This is a genomic window from Glycomyces rhizosphaerae (assembly GCF_042647865.1).
GTDB classification, from domain to species: Bacteria; Actinomycetota; Actinomycetes; order Mycobacteriales; family Micromonosporaceae; genus Glycomyces; species Glycomyces rhizosphaerae.
The window spans coordinates 1,155,530-1,173,741 of the sequence record NZ_JBHRWO010000021.1; the positions used below are offsets into that span (position 1 = coordinate 1,155,530).

The window sequence follows — 18,212 nt, forward strand, 5'->3', positions numbered from 1 at the left end:
TTTGATCAAGTATCGACGATAGCGGCCGGTGTCGCCCGATGCAAGAGGTGCGTGAGGGTCAGCTCACGGGAGCGGCCGCGGACGCGCGCGGGACGAGGACCGGTTCGGGGTCGTGCACCGTGCGGTGCGTGATCGGTCCGCCGTCGATGGCGTCGGCGAGCGCGGTGACGGCGGCCCGGCCGAGTTCGTAGAGCGGCATGCGCACACACGTGAGGGGCGGCCAGGTGTGTTCGGCCGTCCAGGCATCGTGGATCGCGACCACCGAGAGGTCGCCGGGAACGGCGATGCCCTGGGCCCTGGCCTGGGCGAGGACGCCGACCGCGGCGTTGACGTTGGCGGCCACGATCGCGGTGGGCCGCTGGGGAAGCGCCAGCAGCTCGGCCGTCGAGGCCCGGCCGTCGGGCTCGCGGTAGCCGCGCCAGGTGACGAGGTCCGGATCGCCGGGGAGGCCCGCCTGCGCCAGGGCCTCCCGGTAGCCCTCGTTCCTGCGCTGCGCGGTGGGCGAGGCGGCGAGGCCGCCGGCGAAGCCGATCCTGCGGTGCCCCAAGGCGATCAGATGCTCGGTGGCACGCTGGGCGGCGAGCGCGTCGGGGACGACCACCGAGCTCGCACCGGGAACGCGGTGGTGGATGGTGACCAGGGGCGCGCGTTCGCCCACGGTCTGGGCCAGTTCCTCGGGGTCGGCCTCGTCGCGGGGCTGGAGCACGACGCCGTCGACCCGGCCCTCGCCGATGAGGCGGTCGAACATCTTGCCGCCCGGCTGCATGTCCTCGCTGCGGGCCAGCAGCATGACGCAGCCGCGGGCGACCGCCTCGTCCTCCACGCCGCGGGTGAGCTCGGCGAACAGCGAGTTGGTGACGTCGGGGACGATGAGCGCGATGACGTCGGTGCGAGCGAGTTTGAGCGCCCGGCCGGCGAAGTTGGGGTGGTAGCCGACCTCGGCGGCGGCGTTGCGGACCCGTTCGCGCGTGGCCTCGCTGACCCGGGCCGATGGGTCGCCCGAGAGCACTCTGGAGACCGCCGACACCGAGACGCCCGCGCGGGCGGCCACATCGCTGAGTTTCACCATCGGTCCAGTATCGCCTATCCGCCGAATCGGTGAACAAACGATTGCGCAATCGGTGGATGTGTGCGATCCTCATCGTCGATCGTTCTGTACCCGCCCCCGAGGAGGCAGTCGTGCTCGCCGCGCATTACGCAGGAAATCGGACCATGACCGTGGGAGAGGCCGAGCAGCCCCCGCCGGGACCCGGGCAGGTGCAGATCGCCGTGGCCTACAACGGGATCTGCGGGACCGACCTGCACATCCTCAGCGGGCACATGGACGCCCGCGTCGCGACCCCCGCGATCATCGGGCACGAGATGAGCGGCACGATCGCCGCGCTCGGTGAGGGCGTCGCGGACTGGGCGGTCGGCGACCCGGTCACGGTGATGCCGCTCGCCTGGGACGGGACCTGCCCCGCGTGCCTCGCGGGGAACCAGCACATCTGCCAGAACCTCGACTTCGTGGGCATCGACTCGCCCGGCGCGCTCCAGGGCCGCTGGAACGTCGACGCCGGACTCCTCGTGCCCCTGCCCGCCTCGCTCTCGCTGCAGCACGCGGCCCTCGTCGAGCCGACCGCCGTCGCCGTCCACGACGTGCGCCGCGCCGAACTCGAACCCGGCCAGAAGGCCGTCGTCATCGGCGGCGGCCCCATCGGCGTGCTCATCGCGGCGGTCGCCCGGTCCTTCGGCGGCGAGGTCGTCGTGATCGAGCTCGATCCCGGGCGCCGTGAACGCATCGCCGAACTCGGCTTCACCGTCCTCGACGCCCGCGACGACACCGTGGCCTGGGTGGAGGAGTGGACCGCCGGAGCGGGGGCCGACGTGGTCTTCGAGGTCTCCGGCGCCGCCGCGGCCGTGCTCGGCGCGGTCGACTACGCGAAGGTCCGCGGCACGCTCGTCGTCGTCGCCATCCACCCCGAGCCGCGCCCGATCAACCTCCAGCGCGTCTTCTGGCGCGAACTGCGCCTGCTCGGCGCGCGGGTCTACCAGCGCGAGGACTTCGACACCGCCGTCGCGCTGCTGGACTCCGGCGAGATCCCCGCCGACGCCCTCATCACCAAGACCGTGCCCCTGGCCGAGATCCAGTCGGCCTTCGACGCCCTCACAGGCGGCGAGGCCATGAAGATCCTCGTCGACGTCCAAGCCGGACAGGAGTGACCATGACCCTCTTCGACCTCACCGGACGGCTCGCCGTCGTCACCGGCGCCAAGCGCGGCATCGGCTTCGCCATGGCCGAGGCCCTCGCCGCTGCGGGCGCCGACGTCATCGGCGTCAGCGCCACCATCGAGCCCGAAGGCTCACTGATCGAGGAGCGCGTCACCGCCCTCGGGCGCGCCTTCAAAGCGATCCGGGCCGATTTCAACGACCCGGAGGCCGTTGCCGCCCTTGGTGAAACGCTCGCCGCGGAACCGGTCGACATCCTGGTCAACAATGCCGGGACCATCCGCCGCGCGCCCGCCGCCGAGCATCCCGACGCGTACTGGGACGAGGTCCTCCAGGTCAACCTGACGAGCCAGTTCGCCCTCACCCGCGCCGTCGGCCGGTCCATGCTCGAGCGCGGCCGAGGGAAGATCATCTTCACCGCCTCGCTCCTGAGCTTCCAGGGCGGCATCAACGTGCCCGGCTACGCCGCGGCCAAGTCGGGGATCGCCGGGCTGACCCGGGCGCTCGCGAACGAGTGGACCGCCCGCGGCGTCACGGTGAACGCGATCGCGCCCGGCTATATCGCCACCGACAACACCCAAGCGCTGCAAGACGACCCGGATCGCTCGCGCGCGATCCTCGAACGCATCCCCGCGGCCCGCTGGGGCCGGCCCGACGACCTCGCGGGAGCCACGGTGTTCCTGGCCAGTGCCGCTTCGGATTACGTGTCGGGCACGGTCATCCCCGTCGACGGCGGCTGGCTCGGCCGCTAGCGCCATCCGATCCACCAGTTGAAATCGTTATCATGATGCGTGACATCAGACCCCACCCAAGGAGCAACCCCATGACCCGACTCGCCAACACCCCGCCCATGGGCTGGAACTCGTGGGACGTGTTCGGAAGTTCGGTGACCGAGGCCGAGACCCGCGCGAACGCCGAGTTCATCGCCGAGCACATGGCAGAACACGGCTGGGAGTACGTCGTCGTCGACATCCAGTGGTACGAACCTGCCGCCCGCGCGGGCGGCTACAACTCCGGGGCCGAACTGGTCCTCGACGAGTACGGCCTGCCGCAACCGGCCCCGAACCGGTTCCCTTCGGCCGCAGACGGAGCCGGGTTCAAGCCGCTGGCCGACCACGTGCACTCCCTGGGCCTGAAGTTCGGCGTCCACATCCTGCGCGGCATCCCCCGCCAGGCCGTCGCGGCCGACACCCCGATCAAGGGGACCGAGTACACGGCGGCGCAGATCGCCGATAAAGACCGGCCCTGCTCCTGGAACGACGACAACTGGGGGATCGACCACTCCCACCCCGGCGGCCAGGCCTACTACGACGCGCTCGTGGCCCAGTTCGCCGACTGGGGCGTGGACTTCATCAAAGCCGACGACATGATCGGCCCCTACTGGGACGACGAGATCGCGGCGTTCCGGCGCGCGATCGACCGCTCCGGCCGCGACATCGTGTTCAGTCTTTCGCCCGGCGTCGGGCTTTCGATCGACCACGCCGAGCACCTGAAGGCGCACTCGCACATGTGGCGGGTCTCGGGCGACCTGTGGGACCGCTGGAAGGACGTCGACGCCCAGTTCGACCTCCTCCGCGACTGGACGCAGCACGCAGGACCGGGCCACTGGCCCGACGCGGACATGCTTCCCTTGGGCCGCATGGGCCTTCGCGCGGAGGTCGGCGAACCCCGCGACAGCCTCCTGACCCCCGCCGAGCAGCGCACGATGCTCACCCTGTGGTGCATCGCCCGCTCCCCGCTCATGGTCGGCGCGGACCTGCCGAGCTCCAGCCCGGAGACCATCGAGCTGCTCACCAACCCCGAAGTCCTTGCCGCGCTGCAGCATCCCGTCGGCGCCCGCGAGATTTGGCGCGAGGGCGAGCACGTGGCCTGGGCCTCAGAGGACGGCGCCTTCGTCGCGGTCTTCAACCGCGGTCCGGCAGCCGCCGAACTGCGGCTCCCGTGGTCGGCCCTCGGTGTCGGGCGGCCCGCGCAGGTGCGGGACTGCTGGGCCCACTCGGACCTCGAACCCGGCGACCACCTGCCGGCGCACGTCGAACCGCACGGCTCGGCAATGTTCCGCCTGCGTTAGAAAACGCTAAAGGCCCTCCAGACGCAAGTACTGCACCTGGAGGGCCTTCGACACGTCAGCCGCGTTCGATGAGGACCTTCACGTCCCACGAGCCCAACCGCAACGCGTCTCCCGCGGCATATTCCGTGTCGTCCAAGGCGTCCGTGACCGCCGCCGGGAGCGCGAAGTCGACCGCGTCCCAGGACCAGTTGTGCACGAACCGGACCGTGCGGCCCTCACCCGTGACGCCACTCGTCGCCGTCAGGCTCGGGTGCTCCGGCCGCCAGGCGTCGGCGGGCGCCATCCACCTGAACAGCGCTTCACCAAGGGCGTCATTCGGAATCGTGCCCACATAGGTGACCCGGCCCTGCCCCTGCGCCTTCGCGGTGACGGCCGGGAAGCGGCCGTAATGCGGGTGCACATACTCGGCCAGCGCCTCGGCGCCGTCCAGGACCAGCCCGTCGACCCACTTCACCGCACCCGCGGCCGCCGACAGCTCCAGAGGCGAGTCCAGCGCGGGCCGCACCGCGAGTTCCCCTGTGGGATTGGCGAACTCGTCGTACCAGACCCCGGCGGCCTCGCTCAGCCGAGCAGGCTTGACGTCCATCCGCGCCCGAGCCTCCTGGTCGCCGTATCCGGTGCGCGGACCGAGCACGAGGTGCCCGCCCGCTGCGGCATAGTCGCCGAGCCAGTCGAGGAGCGCGTCGTCCGCCGCGTAGATCCCCGCCGCCACGAGCACCGGGAACTCGGCGACCGCCTCGACCGGGCCGCCCAGCCGCTCAGTGTGGACGATCCGGGCCTGAAGCCCGGCATCGAAGGCGCCCTTGTAGAACGGGCCGGTGATCGAATGGAACGAACCGTGGTCGGGGCTCCCGTCGGCGTTCGCGAGCGCCGGCTGCGACGCGAGGGCCCACTCACTCTCCTTCGAGGAGAGGACCGCGACTTCCGCGTGGGGGACCAGGCCGTCGAGCGCCGGGCCCGCCTTGCGCAACTCGACGCCCAGCTTCGCGAGCTCACGGTAGGTCCGACCGGGCTTCTGGCTGTGGGGGAGGACCCCGCCCCAGTACGTCTCGGCACCGAAGTGGAGGGTGTGCCAGTGCCAGTACTCGACCATGGCCGCACCGCGCGAGACGAGCGCCCACGCGGCCTGCCGCCACTGCCCGTCATAGGCGGGCATGTTGTGCGAGGGCTCGCCGATCGCCTGCGCGTTGGTCTCGGTGACCAGGAACGGCTCCTGCCGCGCCCCGTACATCGCGTCCGCCGCCCGGTAGAGCGACCAAGTGCCGCTCAACGTCCAATGCGGAGTGCCACTGGCCGGGTCGACGGGCAGCGCGAGGTGGTCCTGCATGCGGTAGTACGGGTTCCCGGCGGTCACGTCGAGGCGCTCGGCCACCGCGCGCTCGTCGATCCCGGGCCTGCCGTAGCAGATGCAGGTCGTGACGAACTGGTCCTCGAGCGCGTACTCCCGGGCGATGGCGGCCTGCCAGTCGATGAACTCGGTGGTCTGCAGAGCCTGGAACCGCCGCCACGCCTGCTCGTACTGCGGCTGCGCGTTCCCGTCCGGCCGCCACAGGTCCGCCCACGTGGAGAGCCTGTGCGACCAGTACACCAGGCCCCATTCGCGATTGAGCGTCTCCACGTCCCCGTACTGGTGGCGCAGGTGGTCGACGAACCGCTGGAACACGCCCTCATTGTGGTAGAGCTGGACCCCGGGCTCATTGTCGACCTGGAAGCCGATCACGGCCGGATGGTCGGCATAGCGCGCCAAGATCCTGCGGTTGACGCGTTCGGCGTGGAACCGGAAGGCCGGGTGGGTGTAGTCCACCTCCTGCCTGCCGCCCCAGTTCACGCGCCGGCCGGTCCGGTGCTCCGCCGCGATCTCCGGGTAGAGCCGCGCGAGCCACGGCGGCACCGCGTACGTCGGCGTGCCGAGGACGACGCCGATCCCGTGCTCGCGGGCGCCGTCCAGCACCGGCTGCAGCCAGTCGAGTTCGAACCGCCCGTTCTCGGGTTCCCAAGTGCTCCAGACCGATTCGCCCACGCGAATCACCGAGAACCCCGCCTCGGCCATGAGGTCGAGGTCCTCCTCCAGCCGCCGCTTCGCAGCTTCGGTGTCGAAGCCGTCCACGACGGCGGGCTGGTACTCGTAGTAGTAAGCGGCTCCGAACAGGATCGGGTTCGGCCAGTTGGACATGCGGTTTCCTTCAAAATGGGTGTTGACGGCAAGGTGTCAGTCGGAGTCGACCGCGAAGATCCGGGCACTCGGCCCCGACGGGACCGCGAGGACCGGGACACCGTCCACCTCGCGGACCTTCCAGCCCGGCAAGGACGCGGGATACACCTGCGTCAAGCGGCGGTTCTCCAGACCGGGCAGCGCTACCTCGGCGGCCCCGCCTCGCGACCAGACCGCCAGAAGGGACTCCGAACCCGAGTCGAGCAGCAGCGCGATCACCTCGTCGTCCCAACCGGGCAGGCCGAGCGGCCAGACCGGATGCGAAGCGGCGATGCCGCCGCGCCGGTCCCGGTGCAGCACAACCGCTTCCCTGACCAAGGCCGACTGCTCCTCGCCGAGCGCATTGAGGAACCCCGAGAGATACATCCGCCCCATCACGCCCGCCGTCATCGCGAACGCCGTCTCCTCCAGACTCATCGACGCGTCCGGATACGCCCAGTTGCCCGCCTGCTCAGGGAGCACACTCGCCGGCGCGGAGGCCGCGATCGGCGGATAGAGCAGGAAGTCCTGCTGGTCGCTGGTGGACTGCAGATGCGCGACCGAAAGCAGGCCGTAGTCCATCCGCATGCCGCCCGAAGAGCAGCTCTCGATGAGCAGCCGGGGATGCCGGGCCTGCACCGCGAGCAGCCAGTCGCGGAAGGCACGGGTGTGGCCGAGCAGCCCGGCACCCGGGGCCTCGACACCGACCTCGGTGCCCACACCGGGATTGACGTTGTAGTCGAGCTTCAAGAACCCGACGCCGAACTCGTCCACGAGCCGATCGACCGTCTCATCCAGATGGGCGCGCGCGGCAGGGTGCCGGAAGTCGAGCTGGAAGTGGTTCCCCTCGACCAGGCGCTTCCCGAAGCGCTGGAAGAACGCCTCATCGGGCAGGCGCTGGGCGACCGGAGACGCCACCCCCACCCCTTCGGGCTCGAGCCACAGACCCGGCCGCATACCGGCGTCGACGATCGCGTCGACGACCGACCGCAGCCCCCCGCTGAACCGGCCCGGAGCCTCACGCCATGCACCGGCGCTGAACCACCAGCCCTCCGGCCCCGCGAACCAGCCGGCGTCGATGCAGAAGTACTCGGCCCCCGCAGCCGCCGCGGACTCGACGAGCGGCAGCAGCTTCTCGGTCGTCGGGTCGCCCATCAGCGTGTTCATGTAGTCGTTGTAGACGACCGGGAGCCTGTCGTCGACCGGACGGCGCACGCGGATCGCGCGGCGGTAGTCCGCCAGGGCCGCGAACGCCGCGTCCCGGCCGCCGTCGGTGACGACCAGACCCGCGGGCACCGTCGTGAACTCCTCGCCAGGGGCCAGCCGCTCTGCGAACTGGTGCTCAATGTCCGTGGGGCCCAACACGCCGAGAGTCACGCCCTCCCGCAGGCGCGACAGCTCCCAATGCCAGCCCGCACTCGTCTCCACCTGCCAAGCGACCGAAGGACCCTCGGTCCCGGCGAGGACCCCGGTGGGCAGCACGTCGCCGCTGGACCAGGCGCCGTGGCTGGTGACCTTGAAACGGCCCCGCCCGTCTTGGCCGTGAAAGCCCAGGTTGAGATCCGGGAGGACCTCGGCCAGCGGGTGCTGCTTCCAGCGGCCCTCACCCAGCCACTCGCTCTGACCCCACAACAGGTCGTACGAGTCCCCTTGCAGCGCAACGAGCGCCGACGTCACCGTAGTGAGCACGAGGTCGTCGCCGGTCGTGTTGCGGACGGTGTGGGTGATCTGCACCCCCGGCCCCGCCGCCCGGAACCGGCTGACGACCTCGATGCCGGACTCGTCGTCGCGCTGGCGGATTCGCAGTTCGTTCCCGTCGATCTCGTGCTCGACGTGGCGCAGCCGCACCCCCACCGCCGAATGCAGGTAGATCTGGGTGTTGCGTTCGCGCATCCGCCCGTCGGTGAACAGTTCGACGATCGCCGAGGGAACCGCCGCGGACCGCGCGTCGGGTCCGGTCGCCAGCCGGGTGAGCTTGACGGGGCCGTCACCGTGCGCGAAGCGCACGTGCAGGCCGGCCCGGAGCCACTCGAATTCGTTGGCGGTGTTCATGACTGGAGTCCTTCAACTGCGGAGCGGAACAGCGGTCGAGGGGATGCGGAGGTTAGCGGGCGCCCGGACCCGGATCTGGCCCGGACGCCCTTCCCCCAGCGGACCCTCACAGACCGCGGGTCTATCCCTTCACGGCGCCGGTGATGACGGCCTTCGTGAAGTGCTTCTGGATGAACGGGTACATGATCACGATCGGGACGATCGTGCAGACGACCACGGCCATCTTGAGCGCGGCCGTGGGTGCGGCCTCGCCTTGGGACTGGTACTGCGCAGCGGCCTGTGCGCCCTCCGGCAGGCCCTGGGTGGACATGAGCATCCGCTGCAGGACCACCTGGATCGGCTGGGTGTCGAGCCCTGGGGTGTAGAGGACGGCTTGGAAGTACATGTTCCAGTAGCCGACGGCGTAGAACAGGGCGATGACCGCCAGGATCGCTTTCGACATCGGCAGGACGATGGTGAACAGGGTCCGGAACTCGCCGGCGCCGTCCATTTTGGCGGCGTCGAGGAGTTCGCCGGGGATCGAGTTCATGAAGAACGCGCGCAGGATGATGATGTTGAAGGTGCCCACGGCTCCGGGCAGGATGAGCGACCAGTAGGAGTTGAACAGGCCGAGGTTCTGCACGACGAGGAAGCTCGGGTACATGCCGGGGCCGAACAGGAACGTGAGCAGGATGAGCCACAGGATCGGGCGGTGCAGGAGGGACCCGGTGCGCGAGAGCGCGTAGGCGCCGCAGATGGTGAGGACCATGCTGATGGCGGTGCCGCCGACGGTGAGGACGGTGGTCAGGATCAGCGAGTCGGTGAGCGCGCCGCCGGAGAAGATCTCACGGTAGGCCTGCCAGCTCACATCGGTGGGCAGGATCAGGAGGCTGCCGCCGGCGCGCGTCAAGGCTTCCTCGCTGGCGAAGCTGGTGGCGACGACGGCCCAGAGCGGCAGGACGATCGCGGCGCCGTAGCAGATCAGGAACAGGGCTTTGACGGCCTTGCCCGCGAGCGTGGGTTCTTCGTCCCATACGGGCCGGGCGCTCTTCCGGCGGGGCGTGATGCGGATGCTGGTGGCGCTCATGATTTCTGGTAGATCCCTTGCTCTCCGAGGCGGTGGGCGATCTTGTTGGCGATGAGGATCAAGATCAAGCCGATGACGCCTTTGAACAGGCCCGCGGCGGTGCCGAACGATTCGCCTTGGTTGCCGATGATCGACTGGTAGTAGACGTAGGTGTCGAGCACTTCCGTGGCCTGGTAGCCGATGGATTGGCGCTGGAGCTGGTACTGCTCGAAGCCGACGCTGAGGATGCCGCCGATCTGGAGGATGAGCAGCAGGATGATGACGGGGCGGATACCGGGAAGGGTGATGTGCCACATGCGCCGCCACCGGTTGGCGCCGTCGGAGGCCGCGGCCTCGTACAGGCTCGGGTTGATCGAGGAGAGCGCGGCGAGGAAGATGATCATGCCCCAGCCGGCGTCCTTCCAGGCCCATTGCATCCACACCAGGAGCAGGAACGAGTCGGGGTTGGAGGTGAAGTTGAGGCGTTCCCCGCCGCCGTTCATGATCCAGTTGGAGACGAGGCCGTCGGCGCCGAGGACTTGGACGAACACGGTGACGACGAGGACCCACGAGAAGAAGTGCGGCAGGTACACGATGGACTGGAACGTCGACCTGACCTTGATGGAGATAATGCTGTTCATGGCCAGTGCCAGCACGATGGAGAGCGGGAACATGCACAGCAGGTTGAGGGCCGCGAACTTCAGGGTGTTGAGCAGGGCCGGTGTGAAGTAGGGGTCGTTGAACAGCCGCTCGAACCAGGCGAAGCCGACGAACGGGTTCTCCCAGAAGGGGCGGTAGGGGCTGTAGTCCATGAACGCGATGATGTTCCAGGCGGTGGGCCAGTAGTGGAAGATCGCGAGGTGGGCGACTACCGGGAGTGCCAGGAGCAGCAGGGGCCAGTCGTGGCGGAAGCGTTGGGCCACGGTCCGTTTGCGCCTGACGATGGGGGGGCGGTCCTCTGACCGGTCCGCGTCGGGTGGTGCCGTGCTCTGGAGTGTTGCCATCGCTTGAGATTCCAGTCGTCGTAGATCTTGTGTGGAGGCGGGGAGTCGGCCGGGCGGCCCAGCTCCGAGGGCCTGTTCCGGACGACGGGCCGCCCGGCCGAGGTGTTACTCGCCCTTAATGGACTTATATGCGTCCGTGTAGTACTGGCGGGCGGCCTCGCCGCCGTTGTCCAGGAAGGTCTGCACCATGTCCGGGATGGAGGACAGGTCGCTGCGTCCGTAGGCGATGTCGTTCTGCTGGTCCCAGAGCGTCTGGGAGGCGGCCTTGAAGTCGGCCGGGCCCTCGATCCGCATGCCCTCGAAGAGGTTCGTCCCGGCGTACTGCTGAATCGAGGCGTTGTAATCGAACCGGGCCTGGACCATCCCGGGGTCGCCGGTGAGGAAGGTCTGGACCTGGCCGGACAGGGCCTTGTAGTTGACCGGTCCCCCGACGATCTTGCTCCCCAGCTCGGTCATGACTGGGGTGCCGTCCTCGCCGAGGTTGAAGTGCTCGCCTTCGATGCCGTACTGCAGCAGCTCGAATTCGGCGGTGCCGTACGGGGAGGAGCACCAGTTCGCGATGTCGAGGATCTCCTCGACCTGCTCCTTGCTGAGGTCCTTGTTGAGGAAGGTCCAGCCGTCGACCGTCGTGTTCATGGGGACGATGGGGGTCCGGCCGTTCGCGGCCAGGGGCGGAAGCGGGGCGATCGCGCCGGCATCGATCTCACCGGCATTGACCTGGCGTACGAACTCGCCCCACCAGCCCATGCTGTCCTGGGTGAACAGGACGGCACCGGACGCCTGCAACGCGTGGAAGTCCAGGGTCCCGGACGGGGCGTCGGGGTGGATGAGCTTCTCATCCCACAGCGTGCGGCGGAATGTCAGCATCTCGGTGAAGTTGGGAAGCTCGCAGGAGTGGATCATCTTCTCCTGGTCCGCGTCCCAGAGCCAGCCTTCGGTGTCGTCGGCGGAGAACCACTGGCCGACGAACCAGTCGAGGGTGGCGAAGGCCCACTTGCCGTTCGCGTCGTCGGACCAGGCGCGGCAGACCTCCAGGAGCTCCTCGACCGTGGTCGGCATCGCCAGGTTCGCCGCTTCGAGGTAATCGGTGCGGACGAACACGGCGTTGCCCTGACCGCCGCTGAGGTTGCCGGGGATGCCGAAGATGCGGGCGCTGTCGGGGTCGGCGGGGTCCTTCGACCACACCGACTGGCCCCACGACGAGTTCGGCATTCCGGCCAACAGCGGCCAGCGCTCGGCGATGTCGCCCTTCACGATGTCGGTCAGGTCGTAGAAGTTGTTGACCACCGTCTCCCGGAAGTCGGTGTGGGAGCCAAGCATCCAGCCGAACATCAGGATGGCGTCGCCGTACTCGTTGGCCTTGAGCCACTGCACGGAGGTGTCGGCGAAGGTGTTCCCGTCGGCCTGGCGGAGGTTGATGACGGTGCCGCCCCAGGCTTCTGTGACCGCTGCGTAGTACGGGTCGTCTCCGGACGGGGTGTCGCCCCAGACGGGCACGGTCAGTTCGTAAGTGCCGCTGCCTGAAGGCAGTTCGGCGACGGCCTGGATCGGTTCGGGGTAGGAGGTGAAGCCGGAGGGGTGGTTCGGGGGCTCGCCGACCAGGTCGGGCTGGACCGGCAGCGGCCATTCCTTGTAGGTGGGCAGGAAGTCGAAACCCTCAGTGCTCTGCACGGCGCCTTCACCCGACTCGATGTCGCCGCACGACGCGAGGACGGGCAGTCCGGCGGCCCCTGCGGCGCCGAGGCCGGCGACCTTGAACAGGGAGCGCCGTTTGAAGGGCGCGTTGGAGGAGGGTTCGAGCATGTGAGGGTCCCTTCGAAGGTGCTCCGGCGGAAGGATGGAGGCGGCCGAAGATCACTAAATTTAGATATGCCTACAAACGAAAGGTAGCCCGCGACGCTCCGCCGCGCAAGACCCTGCGCGCAAAAAGGCAGATGAATACGCGTTCCAATGAGAAGATTCGCCGCAAGACTCGGAGAAATATCATGATCTGTAGCTTTTGTCTGGTTCAGTTCGTCCGGTTTCGACGAGGCGAGAATCCGTAGATCAGATGAATCGAGGCGCGGGCGGCGTCGGCCGGCGCTAGAGGCCCAGGCAAAGCGCCGGGCCGATGAAGGGACACCGATATCCGTGAACGATTTGAGGCACACGTGGCCGCTGGGGGCCTTCCCTTGGCTCGGAACCGAACCACGGCCGAAGCCCGGCATCCGGGTCATCATCGACAACGACTTCGCCGGCGATCCCGACGACCTGTTCCAGCTCGCCCACCACCTGCTCTCGCCCGCGGTCGAGATCCGGTCCATCATCGGATCGCACCTGCGGCCCGGCGACGGGTTCCATCCCGGGCCCGGCAGCGCCGCCGCCGGTGTCGAAAAGGCCGCCGAACTGCTGGCCGTCATGGGCCTCGACGCAGCCGACGCTCTCGTGCCAGGTTCTGAACTGGCGCTGCATGATCGGACCACGCCGCAGCGGTCACCCGCGACCGCCGCCATCATCGCGGAAGCACACCGCGATGATCCCCGGCCGCTGTTCGTCGTCTGCGGCGGCGGCCTCACCGACATCGCCTCCGCCTACCTGATCGACCCCTCGATCGCGCGGCGACTGACCGTGGCATGGATCGGCGGCCCCGAATACCCCGGAACGGCATACCCGCCGCCAGGAGTCACCGGGCCGGAGTACAACCTCGGGATCGATCCCGTCGCCGCACAGGTCGTCTTCAACGACTCCGACCTCCCGCTGTGGCAGGTGCCCCGCGACGCCTACCGCCGATGCCTGGTCGCCGATATCGAACTGCGCGAACGCGTCGCCCCCGCCGGGCCGCTCGGGGCGCACCTGTACCAGGCCCTGCGGCACGTCGACGCGACCTTGCGCGCCGAAGCGCTCGGCTACCCGGCGACCTATGCGCTCGGCGACTCCCCACTGGTGCTGCTGACCGCGCTCCAGTCCTACTTCGACCCCGACCCCTCCTCCAGCGAATACGGGCTGCGGCCCGCCCCTCGCTTCGACGAGCACGGTGCCCTCACCGAACGCCGCGACGGTCGCCCCATCAGGGTCTACACCCGGATCGACAACAGGCTCATGTTCGAAGACCTGTTCCTCAAACTGCGCGCCTTCCACCGCTGGCAGACCGAACGGGACTACTGACGCGGCCGACCGCCGTCACTCGGCCGCGGCTCCCAAGCCTTTGCGGATCGCCCTGGGCGAGGCGCCGAGTTCGTAGCGGCACGCCTTGTTGAAGGCCTGGAGATCGGGAATGCCCACCGAGGCGGCGATCGCGGGAATAGACAGAGTGGACTCGCGCAGGAGATGCCCGGCGCGTTCGAGCCGGCGGCGTCGGATGTGCGCGACGACGGTGGTCCCGGTGGCCGCCCGGAAGAGCCTGGTGAGGTGGTTGTGCGAGACCCCCACCGCGGCGGCGACCTCAGGAACCGTGATCGGCAGCGGCAGATGCTGCTCGATATGGGCGAGGGCCGCGGTCACGGCTTGCGGGCTGCCCGCTCCGTTCTCCTTGGGCTGCAATCGGACGATACGCCACAGCGCCGCCCAGACCTCCGCGGACGCCTGCGCCGGCGACTCCGCGGCGGCGGTGATCGCGCGCCGGAGCATGTCGCCCAGCATCGGTGCCGCGGGCCCGGCGTCCCGCATCGCCGGTGTCTCGATGCCCTCGCCCCGCTCGGCCATGCGGAGGTGGAGATAGAGGTGCTCGGACCGCCCTCGGTAGCGGAAGCGGGCTTCGACACCGGCCGGGATGAGGCTGACATGGCCCGGCCGGATGGCGTGCGGGGTGCCGCCGATCCAGAGGTCGGCCTCGTAGTCGAACAGGTGGAGCTGCCAGAGCTCGGGCAGGCGGAAGACGTCCTCGTCGGTGGTGAGGCCGTGGAGGCCGAAGCCGGCGCTTTTGACCTGAGGAGGCTCATCCAGGTGGATTTGCACTTGATGCATGGTGAGAACCGACCACTAGTTGGTGATTACGTCCAATTGCAACGGGGAGATTACCTCCTAGTCTCGTCGTATGACAACCACCAAGCATCTACTGACCTCGGTCGAGATGGCGCGGTTCGTCGCCAACGGCTTCCACCGTCTGGACGCGATCGTGCCGGCCGAACTCAACGAGCGGGCCATCCCCGAATTCGACGCCGGGCAGCAGCCGGGCGTCGAGTACGGGACACCGCTGAGGCAGGCCTTCGCCGAAGGCTCGATCTCGCGGGCGCTCCTCGACATCCCGGCGGTCGCCGGGGCGCTCCAGAGCCTCATCGGATCCGACCCCACGGTCGACCACCACCACGTCCACGTCCGCGAGCCGCGCGAGGGCGAAGCGCAGCCCCTCCACGGCGACGCGATCATCGACACCCGCACCGACGCCTTCGACGTCCAGCTCATGTACTACCCGCAAGAGGTCACTGCCGACATGGGCGGCACCCTCTCAGTCCCCGGCTCACACCTGCGGCGCACCAACGAGTCCGACACCGGCCGCTACCAGAACCTCCGCGGCCAGACCCGCCTCACCTGCCCGCCCGGCACGGTCGTCCTTCTCCACCACGGGATCTGGCACGGCGGTCGCCGCAACGACTCCGACATCCGCCGCTACATGTACAAGATCCGCTTCAACCCGACGGTGCCCCAGGTGCGGACCTGGAACGTCGACGACCTCGACGACCCGGGCGTGTCCGAAGCACTCTCGGTCTACCACCCCTGGTGCGAGCACGCCACCGCCCGCCTCGAGATCCACAACCGCATCAAGATGTGGCGCGCGCTGACCAACGACACCTCGTTCGACATCGACTACTGGGCGACCCGCGTCGCCAACCGCCCCGGGAGGGTCTGATGAAGCAGCAAGTCCTCGTCCTCTACTTGAACACCTCCGGCCTCGACTCGCACGTGCTCGGCTGGTCCAACTACGACGGCACCGGCAAGACCAACCCGACCACCGGTGACGGCGACGAACCGCCGTACGAGACGGGGGTCGACGCGCTCAGGGACGGCTGGCGGCTCTTCCAAGCCTCCCAACTGATCCCGCCCTACCCGGGCCACGAATACGACACTTCGTTCATGAAGCACGAGTTCTGGTTCGAGAAGCTCGAATAGCCGACCCGGCCCTTCCCCCGCGGTTGCCGGACGCCGCGCCGTCGGCGTCCGGCAACCCACGCTCCACGCAGAAAGCACACCGATGACCCTCACCGACGGCGCTTTCGAATGGCGCCTCCCCGACCTCCACCTGCGCTTCGAGCACGGCGACCGTCCCGTCCGGCTCACCCGCCTGTCCACCGGCCCCGACACGCCGTCCGCGCTTGCGCCGCAAGAGATCGTCGACGTGTACACGGCCGGTGAGACGGGGGCGGGCTCCACCCAGGCCTACGTGCGGTCGGCGGTCGGCTCGCGGCTCCGCTACGTCGACCACACCGCCGGCGAGGCCGAACTGCTGATCCGTCAGCTGGACGCGCAGACCGGCCTCGAAGTCACCTCCCGCTTCCGCTCCGCCGGACCCGGCCTCCAGATCACCCAGACGGTCCGCAACACCTCGGCCGCCCACATCGTCCTCACGGCCGTGACCTCCGCGCAGTTCGCGGTTCCGCTGGGGGACTTGGATCTGCTCTGGGGCGAGGGCGAATGGCTCGGCGAAGGACGCTGGCACCAGCGGCCGATCACCGAGTTCCTGCCCGACATGAACCTCGACCTCCACAAGCACCAGGCCGCCCGCGGCCACTTCGCCGTGACGAGCACCGGCGCCTGGTCCAGCGGGACGGTGCTGCCCACCGGTGTCCTCGCAGGCGCCGACGCCTCGGTCGCCTGGCAGATCGAGACCACCACCGGCTGGCACTGGGAGGTCTCCCAGCGCCGAGACGCCGTGATCGTCAGCGTGCTCGGCCCCACCGACCTCGAGCACCAGTTCGCCGAACGGCTCGCGCCCGGCGCCGAGTTCACCTCGGTCCCAGCGGGTCTCGCCGCCGCCGAAGGCGGACGGGACGCCGCGATCGGGGCGCTCACCGAATACCGGCGGGCGATCCGCCACCTCCGGCCCGTCGACGCCGGACTCCCGGTCATCTACAACGACTACATGAACACCCTCATGGGCGACCCGTCCACCGAGAAGCTCCTGCCGATCATCGAGGCCGCCGCCGACGCCGGGGCGGAGTACTTCTGCATCGACGCGGGCTGGTTCGCGGGCAAGGACGAAGGCTGGTGGTGCGGCACGGGCGAATGGCGCGAGGGCGAGGGCCGGTTCACCGGCGGACTGATCTCGGTCATCGACGCCGTCCACGGCACCGGCATGCGCGCGGGCCTATGGCTGGAACCCGAAGTCCTCGGCATGAACTCGCCGCTCGCGAAGACCCTGCCCGACGACGCCTTCTTCCGCCGCTTCGGCGAGCGCGTCATCGAGGGCGGGAAATACCAGCTCGACTTCCGCCACCCCGCCGTCCGCGCCCACCTCGACGACACCGTGGACCGACTCATCGCCGATTACGGCGTCTCGTTCTTCAAACTCGACTACAACCTCAATCCCGGGGCGGGGACCGAGGTGGACGCGACGGCAGCCGGCGGCGGACTCCTCGCCCACTCCCGCGCCTACCGGGACTGGCTGCTCGCCGTCCAGGCCCGCCACCCCGGCGTGCTGATCGAAAGCTGCTCGTCGGGCGCGATGCGCATGGACTACGGCATGTTGTCCGTGGCGCACCTGCAGTCCACCAGCGACCAGCAGGACTTCCGGCTGTACCCGACGATCGCGGCCGCCGCGCCCTTGAGCGTCCTCCCCGAACAGGCCGGGAACTGGGCCTATCCGGCCGAGTCGATGAGCATCGAGGAGACCGCGTTCGCGATGGTCGCGGGCATCATGGGCCGCCTCTACCTGTCCGGGTTCCTGGACCGGCTCGGCGGCGAGCAGACCGGCCTCGTCATGGAAGCCATTGCGCTCCACAGGGACTGGCGGCACCGCATCGCCCAGAGCCGCCCGAGCTGGCCTTTGGGCCTGCCCGCCTGGGACGACGAGGTCGTCGCGCTCGTCCTCGATGCCGGCGACCGAGCACTGCTGGCGGTGTGGTCGCGCGGCGAGGCCGCCGAGGTCGCGCTGCCGCAGTTGCGCGGGCGCGTCCTCAACCAGGTCTACCCCGTTCAGCTTCCACGATGGACGGTTCGCAGTGACGGCGGCGTCCCCGTCGTCGCGGTCCCGGAGGGCCCGGTCGCCCGCGTCTTCGAAGTGACGCCGGGCTAGACACAATGGTGTTCAGTTGGGGGCGGTTGTCGGGTGTGGGGTGTCTGCGGTGGCGGTGGCGGTGGCGGTGGCGGTGGCGGGGTGGGTGGGGTTTGTTGCGGGCCGGGGGTTCGAGACAAGGGCGGCATCGACGGGGGCGGGTGGCGGGTCGGGGCGTGGTCGGCCGTCTGGTCGGGATCGCCCCGGGGCAGGGCGGGGCGGGTGTGGGTGTGGGTGTGGGTGTGGGTTGTGTTGCGGCCCTGCGGGGTTGGTGTGAAAGGTGAGGATGTTGTCATCGTGTGGGTGATGCGGTTGGGGGTGTGGGGTGGGATGATTGGAGTACGCACAGGGACAGGGAATCTGTACAGGTGTCGGGTAGGTGTAACGCAGACTAAGCCAAGCCGATTAGTGTGGGTTGCAGCAGGATTGGTGTCGGGTAGCTCCCGGCCTGGTGC

At 69.1% G+C, this 18,212-nt stretch carries 14 protein-coding genes; 7 read left to right on the forward strand and 7 right to left on the reverse strand.

Annotated features, from left to right (window positions below):
• Positions 1-58 precede the first annotated feature (58 nt).
• Positions 59-1,069 (reverse strand): LacI family DNA-binding transcriptional regulator, encoded by a 1,011-nt coding sequence (locus ACFO8M_RS25565; RefSeq protein WP_387980747.1) that lies wholly within the window; start codon positions 1,067-1,069, stop codon positions 59-61.
• A gap of 143 nt (positions 1,070-1,212) precedes the next feature.
• On the opposite strand from ACFO8M_RS25565, the gene ACFO8M_RS25570 reads away from it, so the two are divergent.
• From ACFO8M_RS25570 to ACFO8M_RS25580, 3 genes are all read left to right on the forward strand, one after another.
• Entirely contained in the window at positions 1,213-2,202 is a 990-nt protein-coding gene (locus tag ACFO8M_RS25570; RefSeq protein WP_387980748.1) for a zinc-dependent alcohol dehydrogenase, read from the forward strand.
• A gap of 2 nt (positions 2,203-2,204) precedes the next feature.
• On the forward strand, positions 2,205-2,960 hold the full coding sequence (locus tag ACFO8M_RS25575) for an SDR family oxidoreductase (protein WP_387980750.1): 756 nt from the start codon (positions 2,205-2,207) through the stop codon (positions 2,958-2,960).
• Positions 2,961-3,031: 71 nt separating this feature from the next.
• Complete coding sequence (locus ACFO8M_RS25580; protein WP_387980751.1) at positions 3,032-4,279, forward strand: glycoside hydrolase family 27 protein; 1,248 nt, start codon at positions 3,032-3,034, stop codon at positions 4,277-4,279.
• Positions 4,280-4,334: 55 nt separating this feature from the next.
• On the opposite strand, the gene ACFO8M_RS25585 is transcribed toward ACFO8M_RS25580, so the two are convergent.
• From ACFO8M_RS25585 to ACFO8M_RS25605, 5 genes are all read right to left on the reverse strand, one after another.
• Entirely contained in the window at positions 4,335-6,452 is a 2,118-nt protein-coding gene (locus tag ACFO8M_RS25585; RefSeq protein ID WP_387980752.1) for a beta-galactosidase, read from the reverse strand.
• A 36-nt stretch (positions 6,453-6,488) separates the two neighbouring features.
• Positions 6,489-8,522 carry an alpha-galactosidase gene (locus tag ACFO8M_RS25590; RefSeq protein WP_387980753.1) on the reverse strand — a complete coding sequence of 678 codons (2,034 nt, stop codon included), beginning with the start codon at positions 8,520-8,522 and terminating at the stop codon, positions 6,489-6,491.
• A gap of 121 nt (positions 8,523-8,643) precedes the next feature.
• Positions 8,644-9,588 carry a carbohydrate ABC transporter permease gene (locus ACFO8M_RS25595; protein WP_387980754.1) on the reverse strand — a complete coding sequence of 315 codons (945 nt, stop codon included), beginning with the start codon at positions 9,586-9,588 and terminating at the stop codon, positions 8,644-8,646.
• Positions 9,585-10,490: an ABC transporter permease subunit gene (locus ACFO8M_RS25600; protein ID WP_387980756.1), complete on the reverse strand. Its 906-nt coding sequence runs from the start codon at positions 10,488-10,490 to the stop codon at positions 9,585-9,587. Before ACFO8M_RS25600 ends, ACFO8M_RS25595 begins: the two co-directional genes overlap by 4 nt.
• 186 nt (positions 10,491-10,676) lie before the next feature.
• Entirely contained in the window at positions 10,677-12,374 is a 1,698-nt protein-coding gene (locus tag ACFO8M_RS25605) for a hypothetical protein (RefSeq protein WP_387980757.1), read from the reverse strand.
• Between the two features lie 327 nt (positions 12,375-12,701).
• Between ACFO8M_RS25605 and ACFO8M_RS25610 the strand changes: the two genes are divergently transcribed.
• Positions 12,702-13,715 carry a nucleoside hydrolase gene (locus tag ACFO8M_RS25610; protein WP_387980758.1) on the forward strand — a complete coding sequence of 338 codons (1,014 nt, stop codon included), beginning with the start codon at positions 12,702-12,704 and terminating at the stop codon, positions 13,713-13,715.
• A gap of 15 nt (positions 13,716-13,730) precedes the next feature.
• Here ACFO8M_RS25610 and ACFO8M_RS25615 read toward each other — a convergent pair whose 3' ends face one another.
• Positions 13,731-14,513 carry an AraC family transcriptional regulator gene (locus ACFO8M_RS25615; RefSeq protein ID WP_387980760.1) on the reverse strand — a complete coding sequence of 261 codons (783 nt, stop codon included), beginning with the start codon at positions 14,511-14,513 and terminating at the stop codon, positions 13,731-13,733.
• A 70-nt stretch (positions 14,514-14,583) separates the two neighbouring features.
• Here ACFO8M_RS25615 and ACFO8M_RS25620 point away from each other — a divergent pair, with 70 nt between their 5' ends.
• The 3 genes from ACFO8M_RS25620 (at position 14,584) to ACFO8M_RS25630 (ending at position 17,778) form a co-directional block, all read left to right on the forward strand.
• Positions 14,584-15,396 (forward strand): phytanoyl-CoA dioxygenase family protein, encoded by an 813-nt coding sequence (locus ACFO8M_RS25620; protein ID WP_387980762.1) that lies wholly within the window; start codon positions 14,584-14,586, stop codon positions 15,394-15,396.
• Positions 15,396-15,656: a hypothetical protein gene (locus tag ACFO8M_RS25625; protein WP_387980763.1), complete on the forward strand. Its 261-nt coding sequence runs from the start codon at positions 15,396-15,398 to the stop codon at positions 15,654-15,656. The genes ACFO8M_RS25620 and ACFO8M_RS25625 overlap by 1 nt, the downstream gene beginning before the upstream one ends.
• A gap of 82 nt (positions 15,657-15,738) precedes the next feature.
• Positions 15,739-17,778 carry an alpha-galactosidase gene (locus tag ACFO8M_RS25630; protein WP_387980764.1) on the forward strand — a complete coding sequence of 680 codons (2,040 nt, stop codon included), beginning with the start codon at positions 15,739-15,741 and terminating at the stop codon, positions 17,776-17,778.
• Positions 17,779-18,212: the final 434 nt, after the last annotated feature.